Source organism: Kribbella catacumbae DSM 19601 (assembly GCF_000372465.1).
In the GTDB taxonomy this organism is placed as follows: domain Bacteria; phylum Actinomycetota; class Actinomycetes; order Propionibacteriales; family Kribbellaceae; genus Kribbella; species Kribbella catacumbae.
On sequence record NZ_AQUZ01000001.1, the window covers coordinates 92184 to 107174 of the forward strand.

Below are 14991 nucleotides of genomic sequence, written 5' to 3' on the forward strand. Positions count from 1 at the left end.
GCGTGACGGATCCCTGTTCCCCGACGCGATCATCGCTAACTACCGAGGATCGCGGCGCCGGCAGGGTAACCCAGGAACAACATGAACGCCGCGCACATCACCAGCTGCGCGACGAGCATCGACTGCGACCGTTCACCCGCCTTGCCTTCGACGTCCGCGAGCTCCTTGCGCCGCAGCGACGCCGCCCGGGCCAGCAGCGAGGCGCGGATCTTCGCGCCCTCGTCACCGGCCAGCGCCAGCGCCGAGGCGAGGTCTCGCAGTTCCTCTACGCCGAGATCCTCGCCCAGCCGGGCCATCGCGTCCCACGGCGTGATGCCGATCAGCCGAGCGTTCGCCAGCGCCTGACGGATTCTGGCCATCGCCCAGTGGTCGCCGATCGTGGACGCCGTCATCAGCGCCTCCGGCAGCCCACGGCCGCCGGCCAGGTTCATCGCGACCAGGTCCAGGAAGCTGCCCACCACGTGCCGGAAATCACGTCGCCGTGCCTCGGCCTCCTGGCGCAGTGCCAGGTCAGGCAGGAAGAACGCGAACGCCATCGCGCCGAGCGTGACGATCGCCGGGGTCGCCCCCGGTGCGCTGAAGCCCAGCTGCGAGAACAGGAACATCACGACCGGGATGAAGACCAGCGCGCCCAGCGCGAAGAACACCTTGGTGGCGAGCATCGCCGCGAACGGCTGGTTCATCACCGCGAGGTCGCGGCGCAACCGCCCGAAGGTCCAGCCGCGCGCGTTGGCCTCGGCCTCCAGCCGCTGGCCGAGCGTCTCGCGAGCGCGGTCCACGCCGCCGAGCACCCGCTCCCCCGCCGCACTCGCGGTCGCCGCGCTGACGTACCCCGACCGGCCGGCGTCGATCCGCGCGATCGTCGAGAGCACGTTGGCGCGTGGCCGGATCAGCAGCCGGATCAGCACATAGACACCGAAGCCGACCAGACCACCCGTGATGAATGCCGCGGTCATCCGCCCACCACCTCCATCCGCTCGTCGCCACTACGAGCCGCCCGACGGTCGTCACTGCGGATCAGGAACCGGTCCGGTACTTCGATCTTCGCCAGCTTGCGCAGCCAGACCAGGCCGACGGCGTACAGGGCGATCACGATGAACAGCACGAACTGGCCGACGAAACTGGTGTACGGCGAGACGTAGGTCGGGTTGAACAGGATCAGCGCGGCGGCCACCAGCAGCGTGATCGCCACCACCACCTGGACGCTGCGCCGGGTGGACCGGCGCTCGGCGGCGACCTTGCGGCGTACGTCGAGCTCCTCGCGGGCCGAGTCGGCGAGCGCGCTCAGCACTTCGCGCAGACCGGGACCGCGGAGCCGGGCGTTCAGCACCAGGGCCGCGACGATCAGGTCGGCGGACGGGTCGTCCAGGTCGTCGGCGAACCGCATCAGTGCCGAGGGCAACGGTTCGCGGATCCGGAGCCGGTCGACCAGCAGGTTCAGGCCAGGCTTGATCGCGGGCGCCGCGTTGATCGCGGTGGCCGGGATGGCCTGCTCCAGACCGACCGCGCCGGCAATGGTGTCTCGTAGCGCCTCGGTCCAGGTGGCCAGGGCTTCCAGCCGCTCGATCGCGCGCCGCTCTTCACCCGTACCACCGAAGAAGCGATCGGCCAGCGCGGCGAGCAGCCCGAGAGCGGCCGCCAGCACCAGCCAGCGGGTCACGACGAGAACGACCATGCCGACCCCGAGGCCGGTACCGAGCCGGATCAGTTGCTTGCGGCCCTCAACGCTGCCGCCCCGCTTGAACAACGACGGGGTCGCCTCGCGTGGCCTGGTACCGCGGATCGCTACGAACAGCAGCATCAACGAGCCACCGACCACCGCACCGCAAAGCAGTGCCAACAGTGTGTCGTTGCTCATCAAGCCCACCGCCCGTGGACCAGCGGCTGGTAGCCGTAGTGTTCGAGCTCGTCCATGCACGCGATCGGCGCGTGTGCCGCGGCCCGGCCGTCCGGACCCGGCGCGAAGACCTCGCCGGACAGCACCCGGCCGTCCCAGCCGGTCACCTCGCGGATGCTCTCGATGTACCGGCTGAGGGTGCCGCCGTGCTGGTAGTCGTTGTGCTTGCGGACGAACACGACGAAGTCGAGCGCTCCCGAGATCAGCATCTGGGTGGCCTCCATCGGCAACCGCTCGGACGCCTGGATCGCGTAGGTGCTGATCCGGTTGAACACCTCCATCGAGCTGTTCGAGTGGATCGTCGACAGCGAACCGTCGTTGCCCTGGCTCATCGCGTTCAGCATCGTGACGATCTCGTCGCCGAGCACCTCACCGACGATCACCCGGCTGGGGTTCATCCGCAGCGAGCGGCGGACCAGGTCGGCCATGCTGACCTGGCCGACACCCTCGGAGTTCGGCAGCCGCTCCTCGAACGCGACCACGTTCGGGTGCAGGTCCTTGAACTCCCCCAGCCCGAGCTCGAGCGAGCGCTCGACCGTGATCAGCCGCTCGTGCGGCTGGATCTCGTTGGCCAGCGCGCGCAGCAGCGTCGTCTTGCCGGAGTTTGTCGCGCCCGCGATCATCACGTTCTTGCGAGCCGCGACCGCCGCCCGCAGGAACGACGCGATGTCGGCCGACATGGTGCCATTGGCAACCAGATCCTGGAGGAACACCTTGCCGAGCCGGGACCGCCGGATCGAGACGGACGGACGCGACGTCACACCCATCACGGCCGACAACCGCGAGCCATCGGGCAGCCGTAGGTCGAGCTGGGGGTTGGCCGAGTCGAACGGGCGGCTCGTCAGTCCGGCGTGCGCCGCGAGCACCTGGATCAGCTCCACCAGCTCTTCGTCGTTGTCGGCCACCGGCCCCGGACGCTCCTCGCGACCGTCGCCGTACTGGATGAAGACCTGGTCGCACCCGTTGATGTCGATGTTCTCGACGTCGGGGTCGTCGATCAGCGGCTGCAGCCGCCCGACGCCGAACAGCGCCGAGTGGATCGCGCCGGCGATCTGGGCGTCGTCCTCCGGCGTGGGCGGCGTGCGCCCTTCAGCCAGCTCGTACCGGGCGTGGTCCTCGAGCACCTGAACGATGAGGGACCGGGCATACTCCCGCTCGTCCTCCGCGCTCATCGGCGGTACGCCGTTCGCCTGGTCGCGCCGGCGCTGTTCGTTCAGCCGCTCGGCGACCTGGACGCGGAGCTTACGGACGAGGTCCTGGTCCGTGATCATCTCCCCTCCCGGGCGCCGTCAGCACCGTCGGGGAAGGCGGCCTGGGCCATGTCGAAGTCGTGCTGGGTCGGCATCGCGACCACGGACGCCATCTCGGCCGCGATGTCGCTGGCCGTGCGGATCAACGGCGTGCGGTTCAGGCGGCCCTGGCCGCGGCCGTCGAAGAACGCGGCACCGGCCGGGTCGTAGGCGAGGTGCCAGCGGTGCTCGACCCGCACGGACATCGCGTCGAGCACGGACCAGACCTGCTTCACGCCGTCGCGCTTTTTCGGGTCGGCGACCACGAGGACGCCGATCTTCGCGTCGACGTGGTGCACGAGCGACGACAGCCGCTCCCGCAGGTGCGCGACCGACGAGCCTGTCGCGGTACAGACGAGGACGACTAGCCGGGCCGCCTGGATGATGGGCAGCTGCGGCGACGCCGGGCCGATCCGGCCGCAGTCCGCGATCACGTCGGCGCTGAACATCTGGTTGAAGGTGAGGCCGAGCGGATGCCAGAGCCCGCCCATGCCGCCGATCTGCTCGGGCGACCGGACGCCGACCATCACGTCGAGTCCGCCGTCGAGCTGCTGGCTGTGGGCCAGGATCACGTCGTCGTCCAGGCCCTTGCGGCCGGCCGCAGCGAGGCTGACCAGCCCGCGGTCGGAGTTCAGCGGCTGACCACCGGGCGCCGTCATCCGGATCGCGACGTCGCTGCCTGCGGGGTCGCACTCGGCCAGCAGCACCTGCCGCGGCCAGAGCGCGCCAAGTACCAGGCCGGTCGTCGTCACCCCGGGCGAGCCCTTGGCGCTCGCCAATGCGACCAGTGCCATCAGCCGGCTCCGCCGGCCGGCGGTACGTCAGGAGGAGTGCTCTCCGACAACTTGACGACCACCAGCGTCTTGGCCGCGGCCGCGGCCGCGACGGCGGTGGACTTCGAGGTCGGCACCAGGATGGTGAGGTTCAGCGTGCTGTTCGCGTTCGTCTTCGCGTCACTGATCCCACCCGAGACGTCCATCACCTTGGCGGCGGCGACCAGGATGGAGGATGCGCCACCGGCCTGGTTGACGGCCGGCACCTGGACCACCTGGAGGATGTCACCGCCCTGCAGCAGCATTGACGGAGCCCGGCCGGCTTCGAGGGTGACACCGACCAGGGCACCGCCGGCCGGGATGGGTTCGGCGGTGACGTTCGCCAGGGTGAGGTACTGGCCGCGGAACAGCCAGCCGGTCGTGTACTTGTTGAGCACCTTGTCCCGGTCGGCCCACGGGATCATCGCGCCGGTCTTGCCGGCCAGATCGCCTCTGGCCAGATCCTCTTTGACGATCTTGTGCCCAGGCGCGATGGAGGCCGGGTTGATCGCGACGTAGTCCGTCCGATCGCCGCTGCGCAACGCGATCAAGGCGGACCCGGCGGCGCCGAGCAGGATCAGGATCACCGCCAGCGCGGCGAGTGCGGGCCGGCGTTCGCGGCTGGCGGGGAGACGGTTCGAGCCACTGACCGGTGCCTTGCCTGAACCGCGGGCGCCGGAGGCCGAGGGACGCGTGGACGACGAGAAACTCACGCGCCTACCGTAATGGTCGCTAGGTACCAACTGGACCGAAAGGCATGGCCGTTACCTCTTCGGTGCTCGCTGAGCGACTTGCTCACGCTCATCGGGACTGAGCAACTCGGTGAAGGCGCCGGGGCCGCCGTACAAGTGGTCTAGATAGGTGAAAAGCCCCTGCAGCGCGCGGCCGAGCTCGCCCTGCCAGTCGTCAGCAGCAGCAAGGTCGGCGGCGAGCTTGCGGCCCTGGGCGAGCGTCACGGCAGCGTTGACCGGCTGGTCCAGCCGCACCAGCGTGTCGTAGACCGGATCGGCGTCGGCAGTCGAAAGATCCACCGGTACGCCGTTGTCGTCGAGCAGCACCGATCCCGTCCGGGCTCTCCCCCGGGCCCGATGGATGAGTCCACCGAGCTCAAGCCGCCCCGGCTCGGACAGCAACCGGTCGAAGCCGGCGCCGCCGTACAGCTGATCCAGATAGTCGCAAAGCGCGGTGAACAGCTCGATGCCGTCGTAGGCGTCGCCGTCAGTGGCTACCTGCCGCAGTTGAGCAGTGAGACTCCGGGCCTCGGGCACCGTCCAGGTGGAGGGCGTCAGCACAGTCACCTGGTCACCGCCTGCCCCGGACCGACCGTACGCCGGGCTGCACCCGGCCGGGCACCCGTCGATGGGCTACCGAGGGCGACGGTGGGCATGGCAACACCGAGATGCGCCGCCGACTGACCGACATGAGTCTGCACCCACCTGAGCATGCCAGGATCCGCGAACCTCAGGCGCTCGGACTCCTCGGATTGGCGAAGAATTCCCCTGCCCTTCAACGACTGCCGCGAGCTGTCCACCGCGGCCCACCGCTCCGGGCGAGCTCGTTCAGCGCGGACAGGTCGCGGTCGGAGGCGACGTCGATGTTGTCGTGCGGCGCGCCCAGCCGGACCTCGCCGCCCGAGTGGGTCATCTTCGGGTTCGTTGTCAGCGTCTTGAGCACCTTGTTGAGCTTGCGGACGGCCCGGAAGCTGTGCCGCTTGCGCAAACCGCCGAGGTCCTCGGTGACGGCCCGCGCGAACCTGTCCTCCAGTGCTTCCCGCGGTGAGGCATCGATCCGTCGGCCAGCCTCGCCGCGCCGCGTTCGGAGGGAGTTACCACCGGGCTACGTTCACCGTCGGTTTCTTTCCGCCCGCCGAGCGTTGATCACCGATTGTGACCTTCCGATGGTTGCCGCGGCGTGGTCAAGAAGTTACTTTGCCGTCACATTCTTGGCATCTTGCTCCCCTAAGGCGTCAAGATCGAAGGTGACAGCGCGGACTGGCCGAAGGAGACCACCGGATGAGCACTCCAGCACAGGGCGACCTGGCCGTGGCCCGTGCACGTGAGGCTCTCGGCACCGCTTTCGGCGTCGTCGCCCCGGCCGGCGTACGGCTGCGCGACGGCAGCTTCCGGCTGGACGCCCAGGAGGTTCTGCCCGCTCAGGTGGTCAACACACTCGACGAGCGGCTCAGCCGTCGTGCGGCGGACCGCGCGAGCGATGAGCGGCTGCTGGCCGAGTCGGTCGCCTTGGTCGGCGCTGAGGTCGCCCGGAACCGTGGGCTCGATCCGGCCGACGGCGCGACCGCCGCGTTGGATCGGCTGCTGCACGTCCCAGGTCTCCAGCAGGCTCACCGTGTCGAGGCCGATGCCATGCTGCGGAGCGTCCTGGAGAGCGCCGCCCCGCGGTCCGAGGCGGCAGCCGCACGATTGGCGACCCTGCCTGACGAATCCCGCACAGCCAGGCCGACGCACCTGGTGTCGACCGCACGCCAGATCCGCCGCGACGCGCATCTACTCGCCAACCAGGCAGCACCCAGCAGCACATCACCCGGTACTGCGCTGCCGGTCGGGGCGCCTCAGCCGCGGACCGGGCGGCATCGATCTCAGGTCGGCGCGAGACACCGGCGAGTGAACAACGCACGGACCGCGACGCCTCAGGTGCGCGGGTCCGGACTCGTCACGGGGATCGGCGGCCGACCGGTCCTCGATCCCGACCTGAACGAGACCACTGCTCTCGCAGCCCTGCAGCAACTCGACCGCGCTGAACTGGGCGGCACGATCACCAGCAAGCCGACGATCAACCCCCAGGCGCAGCTGGCCGTGATCGAGACCGCCGCGAGCAATGCGCCGCAACACGTGCGAGTGGAGATCCTGCCGACCAGCCGCGGTACGGCGGCCGAAGGGCAGCTGCACTCCGGCACAGAGAACGACCCCCACGTCGTACGGTTCTCGCCGCGGCTGGCCGACGACCAGCTGGCCCAGGTCTGGGTGCACCAGCTCAACCAGGTGAGTCAGCAGCTCGACGCGGCCAACGCCGGGCGGCCGACCGGGATCAGGGGCCGGCTGCGGTCACTCCTCGGCCACGAGAAGCGCGATCGCAGCCTGAACGCCGACTACGCGTCGTACCAGTTCCTCACCAGCTCCTGGCATCGGGCGAGGGCGCAGACGGCGGCGTACGGGCGGCCGACCGGCCCGCAGAGCGTCGCGGAGCTGGAGCGCGACGTCGAGGCTCTCGCGACTTCGATCCAGAAGAAGGGCGGTACGGCGCCGGCACTCCCCTGGGCTGCTGACGCCATTCATGTCCCCGGAGCGGCAGCCGCCGGGACGGCCGCGGCGATCGCAGTACGGACAGAGGCGGCCGAGGTCGCGCCGTACACGCCGCCTGCTCTGCGGCTGCAGGTTGTGGACGAGGTTGCCGACCTGCAGTCGGAGGTTCAGGGACTCGAACGGCTAGCCGCTGCGAAGTCCGTGAGCTCCGCCGCGGCACTCAAGCAGGCGGAGGAACTCTCGTTGAAGGCAGACGCCGAACTGTCCTTCAAGGACAAGGGCGCGCCCGAACGGGCTCGTGTGCTCGAAGTCGAGGCCTCGGGCGCCACCCGGAAAGCCCATCGCCATGCCGAGATCTCCGAGGGCTACCGGAAGGCGGCGGTCGCTGCCGGTCAGGCCTTGGCCGGTCAGCAGGACCTGCTGACCGAGCTCGACGCCGTCATCGCGGATCCGAACCGGCCGCAGACCGCGATCGCCACCCTGGCCCGGGACGCCGCTGAGAAGACCGACGCCTACCAGGTCGCGACCGACCAGGCCCTGCCGGTGAAGGACGTACTGAATACCGGCGTACCGGCTGGCGGGCCACTCGAAACTCCTGTCGCCCAGATCGACCAGGTGCTGGCCGCGCGCGGCATCTCGGCGCAACTCGCCGACAGCACTGGTCCGCTGCCGCTGCCAGAGGCGGCGTACCGGCGGCTGCTGTCCCCTGCGGGGATGGAGTTCACGGTCGGTGGCAGCCCGAACTCCGATGTCACGAAGCTGGCGCAGGTCCGGCTCAAGCTGCGGCCGCACGACGTCCGCGAGAATCTCGACCTGGACTACGACCTCGCCGAGCAGATGTCGGGCACCATCGGCGACGGCGGTCAGAGTGTCTCGACCACCGCGGCGCATTCCACCAACTTCAACTTCGGGCTGGACCTCCAGCCGCTGATGGCGATGGCGCCGCCCGGGGGCACGGTCCACTCGCTGTCCCAGGTCGCCGGTCTGCGCGTCGATGCGTCCTCCGGCCGCGCGCAGAGCGAATCGAGTGGTTCCAGCTCGCACGACAAGCAGGGCGCGGTCGACGACAACCGGGGCGAGTCGCTGCAGGTGGGCTGGAACGGCACCTGGGAGATCGAGGTACGCGCGTCCGCGACCGATCCGTGGTCGCCGGCCGAGACCTTCGACGCCGGCCCGCAACTGACCTGGGTGTCGGCCGCCTACACCGTGAAGCCCGCGGCCGAGACCGTCACGCTGGCGGATCTCGGCCGCGCGGACGAGATCGACCCGGCCTTCCCCCGCCACACCGTCACCGACATTGACGGCATGACCTCCATCCGCGACCGGCTCGTCGCGGGCGGCCGCGAACGCTTCGGTGCGATCGACAAGGTCGCCTACGGCCAGATCAACGGCCTGCTCACCGAGGACATGTCGCGGCTGCTGCGGCAGACCAGCAAGCCGGGTGGGTACGGCCGTCAGATCGTCAGCGCCGGCGAGGCGCAGTACCACATGCAGCTCGAGGTCGAGCCGATCTGGAGTACCGCGAAGCTCAGCGGCGAGTCCAGCCCGGACCTGTGGCAGGAGGAGGTCGAGGTCGACTTCGCAGGCGTCAACGCCAGCCAGAGCTTCAGCACCTCGGCTTCCGCCTCGGTCGGTGTGGCCTACCCGGGCAAGGCGGTCGACGGGCAGCCCGTGCCGGGCTACATGCCGAGTCCGACCGCCTTGAGCGACATCGGCTCGACGTCAATGGACGTCTCGCCGCGTGGCTCGGCCGGCCGCAACGTCTCGCGGCAAGGTGGGCTGAACGTCAGCGCGACCTCCATCACCCCGGTGGTGCACCGCAGCCAGGGCCCGACCCAGGGTGTGGTGGTCGGTCTCGGGATCAGGGCCACCCTGCGCAAGCTCAACGACCCCGACGCCCAGCCCGTCGTCGTGACGGACTTCTGCGACGCCAGGCTTCGCGTCCCGGAGAACGACCTGCTCCGGGCCGGCGCGCGGGTCGACGCGAAGGCCGTACTGCGTAACCCCGACAAAACGGTTCGCCTGGACCAGTACGACCGGGCGTTGCTGCGGGGCGATCCCGAGCCGCCGACCGGAGTACAGACGCTGCCGGCCACGATCGGGCCGGAAGAAGAGCAGATGCGTGGCTCCGGCCAGGCCCTCGTGCAGAACCTCACCGGCGATCGTGCGGCACTGAACCGCACGCTGCGGGACCTCAGCGGCAAGGGTCTGGTCCCGCCGCTGGACGAAGCCGGTCACCGGCTGCGCAAGGGTCTCGGCATCCTCCAGCCTGACTTCGGCAAACTTCCGTCCGACCGGAGGCAGCGTGCCGGGCAGTTGATCAACTACGACCGGGTGATCCAGCACATCGCGGCCGAACGTCTCGAGGCCGGCTACAACCAGGCCGCGCAGAGCGGCATCCCGATGGTTCTGGTCGACCAGCAGACCGGGCATGCGCCGAAGCTCCGCACCTTCCGGATCGCGATCCGGCAGGACTTCGGCGACGTCACCGGCGAAGGCACGAGTACGACGGACAACGTGGTGCGGCTCGGGATCGCCTCCGACGCCAGCGGCCGGTCGGGTGGGCGGTCGAAGGGCGCTCCACTGTCGGCCGGAGCCGGCGTCAGCAACGGCCCGGCCGAAGGCGTCCGCGGTTTGGCCGGCCGGCTCGGCTTCAAGCTCAGCCGGAACGCGATCGGCCGGAGCTTCAACTGGTCGGCTGGCCGCCGGGTCAATCGGGTCTCGCTGACCGAGAGCACCGGCCCGGTGGACAAGCTGCGCACCGGCCACCGGATCGTCGTCACCGAGGTCACCCCGAACGGCGACTCCGCTCCGATCGCCAACGAGAAGGGCAGCGCCCAGATCCTCGTCGACAGTGCGTTGTCGCGGGCCGCCGCGCCGGTGCACGCCGCCCAGCGCAAGGCACCGAGCGCGGTCGCGGTGAAGCAGTCGATGCCGGTGCACGTCGACGCCGGCAACCCGGTCGACCGGATCACGTCTGCAGTGGATGCGATCGAGCTGGGCTCCAACACCTACCTCGAACTGCACTCGATGCTCGGGCCGGACAGCCTGGTCGCGCACAAGGAGTGGATGAACGGGGAGTACCGGCTCCCGATGACGATCGTCCCGCCCGCCGGCAACCCGATCGATGCGATCCAGCAGGGTGCGCTGCTGCCGCAGCGGTTCAGCGTGGTGGTCCGTGGCGAGGCCGTCGACCGGACCTTTGTCGCAACCACCGAGCAGAACACCGGCGACATCAACCTGACCATGAAGGACACCAGCTTCACCGCCGGCCGTTCGGCTTCGGGTGGAGGCGGTCTCGACGGCGGCGGTGGTCCGGTCGAGGCCGACGGTTCCTCGCTCTCGGCCGGCGGCACCCTCGGCCGCACCGGCGGTAGGTCGCAGTCGACCACCAACAGTCAGACCGCGGGCGAAGAGGGCCTGCTGATCAACGTCGGCACGCATCACCAGTTCGTGGACCGGTACAAGATGGTCGCCGACGTCGTCGACGCCAGCGGCACGGTGGTCCAGAGCGTGCCGCTGCAAGACGCCAAGGTGCAGACGACGACGCCCGAGCGACGGACTCTGCGGATGTACGGGCGACGTGAGCTCGACCTGCCGCTGGAGGTCGTCTCCGACGCGGCCGAGCGTTATCTGAACGGCCAGCTCAAGATCAGCCCCCGGGACGCCAGCGCCTTCATCCGCCGGTACAAGCAGGAGGCCGGCGCTGCCACCGGTCTTGCGGCCGAGCACACCGAGGAGCGCTTGACCGAGAAGGTCATCGCGCATGCCAAGACCGCCGAGTCGACGGCACCGACCGCCGCGCAGCGGTTCGACGAGACGCTCACCACGGTCGACCAAGAGGCTGCCCAGCAGCGTGCGATGGCTCTGCCCAGGCAGTACAACAACGGGCTGGCGTCCGCACAGATCGAGGACATCAGCCCGATCGGACGACCGGGCGAACAGGTGGATCACCTGACTCCGGCCCTGCGGCAGGTCGAGCAGCTGGCACCCGGCCTGCTGGCGTCGGACCCGATGCTGCGATCCGCGCTGGCCACTGACCTCGGCACCGACGGCTGGCACGGACACCTGGGCGACATGTTCGGCGTCCGCGGCTTCGTCGCCGAGATCGAGGTCCCGATCCCCGGCCAGCCGAACCCCGATCTGATCGTGATCCGGGACACCGCCCGGTACGCCGGTCCGGTCATGGTCGACGGGACACCGGACCTCGGCGAGGTGTCCGCGATCGGTCTCAAGCAGAACTACAGCTACCAGGGGCAGGGTGAGTCGGTCACGCACAGTACGACGTACTCGGCAGGCGTTGAGCTGAAGGGCGCCGGCGACACCACCGCGTCCGCCGGCGTCGGGGTCAACCGCACGCGCGTCGTCTCGGCCAGGCGTGGCACCACGAACACCACTCTGGACCGGACCGGGCACTTCGAGCTGGCGGAGGTCCAGCGCGAGGTGGTCTTCGACATTCAGGTGTCCCGGGTCCACAACGCCGGCGCCGCCGCGGTGGCCGGTGCGCGCTGGCGGCTCAACCAAACGCTGCCGGCCGGACAGACGACCCATGCGACTCCCGAACAGGTTCGCGGCCAGATGACGTTGATGGTGCCGCGGAAGCTGCTCACACCTCTGCCCGCGAACGCCGCGGCGCAGAACGCTCCGGGAACAGAGGTCGAGGAACCGCAGCCCGATCATCGCCAGTTCCAGATGCCTGCCGGGGTCACCGCCGAGGCGATGCTGCCGTACGGCGAGAAAGACGACCCGCAGGTTGACCAGCTTCACCAGCAGATCAGGGCCTACCTGGCCGGCCACAAGGACATGGGCGACGCGGCGATGCGCGAGTACGACGTCGCGCTGGAAGGCCAGCTCTCGCCGACCGCCCTCGGCGCCAACATCAAGCACCTGACCAGCAGCCGGGGACTCGAACTGACGCCGATGGCCGGCCGCGGCAACGGGAACACCGCGTTCGTCGTCGTCATCAAGGCCAGGCCGGTGGGCTGGGACCTGAAGGAAGTTCTCGACGGCCAGCAGGACGGCAGCGTTTCGCGTTCGGAGGAGAGCAACGGAGTCAGCACGACGGGGAACCAGCTGGCTCCGGTCACGGGCTCCGGCGGCGCGAGCGGTGGCATCGTCAACATCGGCGCCTCGATCGGTGAGAACGTCAAGGTGCAGACCTCCGACTCGCACGCCACCCGGATGGAGACGAGCGCCTTCAGCAACGGCCCTCTCGCCGTCGTCGAGACGCCGATGGTCTACAACGTCACGGTTCATGAGATCGCCAACACCGGCCGCGGCCTGCCGAAGACCAAGCACTCGGAGCAACTGCCCGAGACCGCCAAGGCCGTCTATTCGCTCAAGATGCTGACGCACAAGTACCTGGACGGGTTGCGGCAACTCGAGACCGGTACTACGGCCGACCCATTGCTCGCGGCGGCCCCGGCCGAGCTGGGCAAGCCGGAGCGGGCGACGGAGTACGGGAAAGATGACAAGGGCAACGATGTGCACCAGCCCTATCGGCCGATGCTGAAGGCGCTGAGGCAGGCTGTCGCCAGCAAGCAAACGGTGACTCTGGCCATGCAGGAGGCCAGCGGGGTGGAGCGGACCTACCAGGCCTTCCCGAACGGATCGCTGACCGAGGTGGGCGACGGCAGCGGCTATGCCGAGGCGTTCGCCACCCTGCATCCGCAGATCGCCCTGATGTGCGAGGGACGCATCGACCTGCGCGAGCTCTACAACACCACGGCCAGGTCGGAGTCGTTCAACGGCAAGGTGGCCGAGGAGCTCGGACGCAGCGGCGTACCGATCTCGATGCTGAAGGGCCTCGACCATTCGACGACCGCCCGGCAGCTGGCCACCAAACCGGATCAGAGCGCTCGGCGACAAGTCGGCGGGGCGGCCGGCCGGACGATCACGGCGTCAGGTCACGGCCCGTCCATCGCCGGCTCGTGACTGCGGGCATGATGGTCCGACACGACGAGAGGGACGGCATGGCGTTCGCGGTCGCACGCACGAGGGACGAGGCTCACCTGTACCTCGAGCTGCAGCCCTGCCCGGACTGCGGTTCGGCCGAGGCACCTTGGGAGCACGCCCTGATCGAGGTCGACGGCTCGTTGACCATCAGTTACGCCGCCGTTTGTCCTGGGTGCGGAGCCGAGCGGGAGTATTTGTTCGGGCTGCCGGCCCGGGAGACTCCAGCGGGGTCGTGGCCGACGTTCGGCGGGGCCGAGCCGTCGGAGTTGCTCGATGCCGGTCAGTGGCTGGCGATAGCCGACCAGGTCGCCGGCAACGTGCCCGTGGATCCCGTGGAGGCCGGGCCGGCGCTGTCCATCGCGCGGGCCGCGGTCGAGGAGGTCATCAAGTTCGTGCCGCCGGGCCAGGACGCAGTACCGGCGGACGAGTTCTGGACACCGGACGGCCGCCGTGTTTTCGAGGCGGAGCCGGGTAGGTTCCGGTTGGACCGCCTGCTGGTGGTGCGCGACGCGTACCACGAACTCGTCCGAGAAACAGGAGCGAAATAACCGATGCTGACCGCAAGGACCCTCGCCGAAGCGCAGGTCTACGTGAGCGTGATGACCGCGGCCGACGAGACCGCACCGGCGACGGCGCCCGCGCCGATCGAGCCAGGCCCGAACCTCGCCGAGGGCGAGGACGCCTGGACGGTGACCACGACGGCCGGCGAGATCGCGGTGCCGTACGCGTCGGAAGACGCAGCCCGCACGATCGGCTCGCGCTTCGGCCTCGGGCTCTCCCAGCTCATCGACGCGGCCCAGTGGGCACTGGTGGCGGCGACGTACGCGCGCCGGGCGCTGGAGGCCGACATGGCCTACACCGGCGGCCCGGATCAGGATCGCGGCAGTGTCGAACTCAACTGGGAGTTCGCCGCGGACGCGGTCGGCGAGGCACTGAAGTTCCTGCCGGAGGGCGCAGAGCAGGTGCCGGCCGAAGGTGTCTGGTCCGAGCTCGGCCGCCAGGCAGTCGCACGGAGCCCGGAGTTGGTGACCCGGTCGAAGCTGGTCGACGACCTTGAGTATTACCGCGGCACGCTTGACGACTTCCGCGCGCTCTACGGACCGTCTGCTTGAGCTGGCGGGTCGGTTAGTTCGATCCGGATCGCGCGGGCGTCGATACCGGCTTGCTCGAGGACTTTCTGCCTGGGATCGGCCACGCCTAGAAAGGGTGGCCGGACCAGCGGGCGGAGTGCTTTCAAACGCGGGTCTTCTAGCACTGTGTCGATCGCCTTGCGGTCTCCCCCGCAGATCAGCACGTCGAGCTTGGCTGGCGTGAGGATCCGTACTGCGACCTCGGTGGCTGCTGCGAACGCCTCGCGGGCCTGGTTGTCCCGTCGCCGGGCGAATCGTTGCTGCGACCAGCCGCCGGCCTTGGTGGTCCCCTGCACGTGGCGGGAGCCGACCTTGGAGCTAACGAGTTTGGTGCCCTCGAATACGCCCGCGCCATAGCCGCCACGGCGTACCAGCAGCAGGCCGAGCCGGCGGTCTTTGAGCACATGCGCGACGAGACCGGCTGGACTCAGATCTTCCAGCGGCCCGAACGGTACGTCGATATCGGCGCGCGAGCCGTCGTCGGCTTTGGCGCTCAGGTGAGTTGGTGTCACGTCGTACTCCGTGACGCCGTGGCGCTCAGTGAAGCCGGCTAGCCAGCGTTCGAGGCGTTCTGGGCCGACGGAAACGATACGAGTCACGACGCCGACGCTAACCCATGCGAAAGCCAGGCCTTGGTCGCGTCGCGTG

General features: G+C 69.4%; 11 protein-coding genes. 3 read left to right on the forward strand and 8 right to left on the reverse strand.

The window, feature by feature from the left end; all coding sequences use genetic code 11:
• Positions 1–35: 35 nt before the first annotated feature.
• From A3ES_RS0100445 to A3ES_RS0100475, 7 genes are all read right to left on the reverse strand, one after another.
• Positions 36–956: a type II secretion system F family protein gene (locus A3ES_RS0100445; RefSeq protein ID WP_020384795.1), complete on the reverse strand. Its 921-nt coding sequence runs from the start codon at positions 954–956 to the stop codon at positions 36–38.
• Positions 953–1858: a type II secretion system F family protein gene (locus tag A3ES_RS0100450; protein WP_020384796.1), complete on the reverse strand. Its 906-nt coding sequence runs from the start codon at positions 1856–1858 to the stop codon at positions 953–955. The genes A3ES_RS0100445 and A3ES_RS0100450 overlap by 4 nt, the downstream gene beginning before the upstream one ends.
• Positions 1858–3168, reverse strand: a complete 1311-nt coding sequence (locus A3ES_RS0100455; protein WP_020384797.1) for a TadA family conjugal transfer-associated ATPase — start codon at positions 3166–3168, stop codon at positions 1858–1860. The genes A3ES_RS0100450 and A3ES_RS0100455 overlap by 1 nt, the downstream gene beginning before the upstream one ends.
• The gene (locus A3ES_RS0100460) at positions 3165–3980 is read right to left on the reverse strand and encodes a CpaE/TadZ family protein (RefSeq protein ID WP_020384798.1); all 816 of its coding nucleotides are present in this window, start codon (positions 3978–3980) and stop codon (positions 3165–3167) included. The genes A3ES_RS0100455 and A3ES_RS0100460 overlap by 4 nt, the downstream gene beginning before the upstream one ends.
• Positions 3980–4711: a hypothetical protein gene (locus tag A3ES_RS0100465; protein WP_020384799.1), complete on the reverse strand. Its 732-nt coding sequence runs from the start codon at positions 4709–4711 to the stop codon at positions 3980–3982. Before A3ES_RS0100465 ends, A3ES_RS0100460 begins: the two co-directional genes overlap by 1 nt.
• A gap of 51 nt (positions 4712–4762) precedes the next feature.
• A complete protein-coding gene (locus A3ES_RS0100470; protein ID WP_157630241.1) occupies positions 4763–5296 on the reverse strand; it encodes a hypothetical protein in 534 nt (177 codons plus the stop codon).
• Between the two features lie 208 nt (positions 5297–5504).
• Positions 5505–5717 (reverse strand): hypothetical protein, encoded by a 213-nt coding sequence (locus tag A3ES_RS0100475; RefSeq protein WP_020384801.1) that lies wholly within the window; start codon positions 5715–5717, stop codon positions 5505–5507.
• A 293-nt stretch (positions 5718–6010) separates the two neighbouring features.
• Between A3ES_RS0100475 and A3ES_RS0100480 the strand changes: the two genes are divergently transcribed.
• Genes A3ES_RS0100480 through A3ES_RS0100490 form a run of 3 tightly spaced genes read left to right on the forward strand, consistent with a single transcriptional unit; the run spans position 6011 to position 14325 of the window.
• Positions 6011–13192 carry a hypothetical protein gene (locus A3ES_RS0100480; RefSeq protein ID WP_020384802.1) on the forward strand — a complete coding sequence of 2394 codons (7182 nt, stop codon included), beginning with the start codon at positions 6011–6013 and terminating at the stop codon, positions 13190–13192.
• 8 nt (positions 13193–13200) lie between these two features.
• Positions 13201–13761 carry a hypothetical protein gene (locus A3ES_RS0100485; protein ID WP_237744823.1) on the forward strand — a complete coding sequence of 187 codons (561 nt, stop codon included), beginning with the start codon at positions 13201–13203 and terminating at the stop codon, positions 13759–13761.
• Positions 13762–13764: 3 nt separating this feature from the next.
• The gene (locus A3ES_RS0100490) at positions 13765–14325 is read left to right on the forward strand and encodes a hypothetical protein (RefSeq protein WP_020384804.1); all 561 of its coding nucleotides are present in this window, start codon (positions 13765–13767) and stop codon (positions 14323–14325) included.
• Here the strand turns inward: A3ES_RS0100490 and A3ES_RS0100495 are convergent.
• Positions 14307–14942: an acVLRF1 family peptidyl-tRNA hydrolase gene (locus A3ES_RS0100495; RefSeq protein ID WP_040453713.1), complete on the reverse strand. Its 636-nt coding sequence runs from the start codon at positions 14940–14942 to the stop codon at positions 14307–14309. The two genes, A3ES_RS0100490 and A3ES_RS0100495, sit on opposite strands and share 19 nt — an antisense overlap.
• Positions 14943–14991 lie beyond the last annotated feature (49 nt).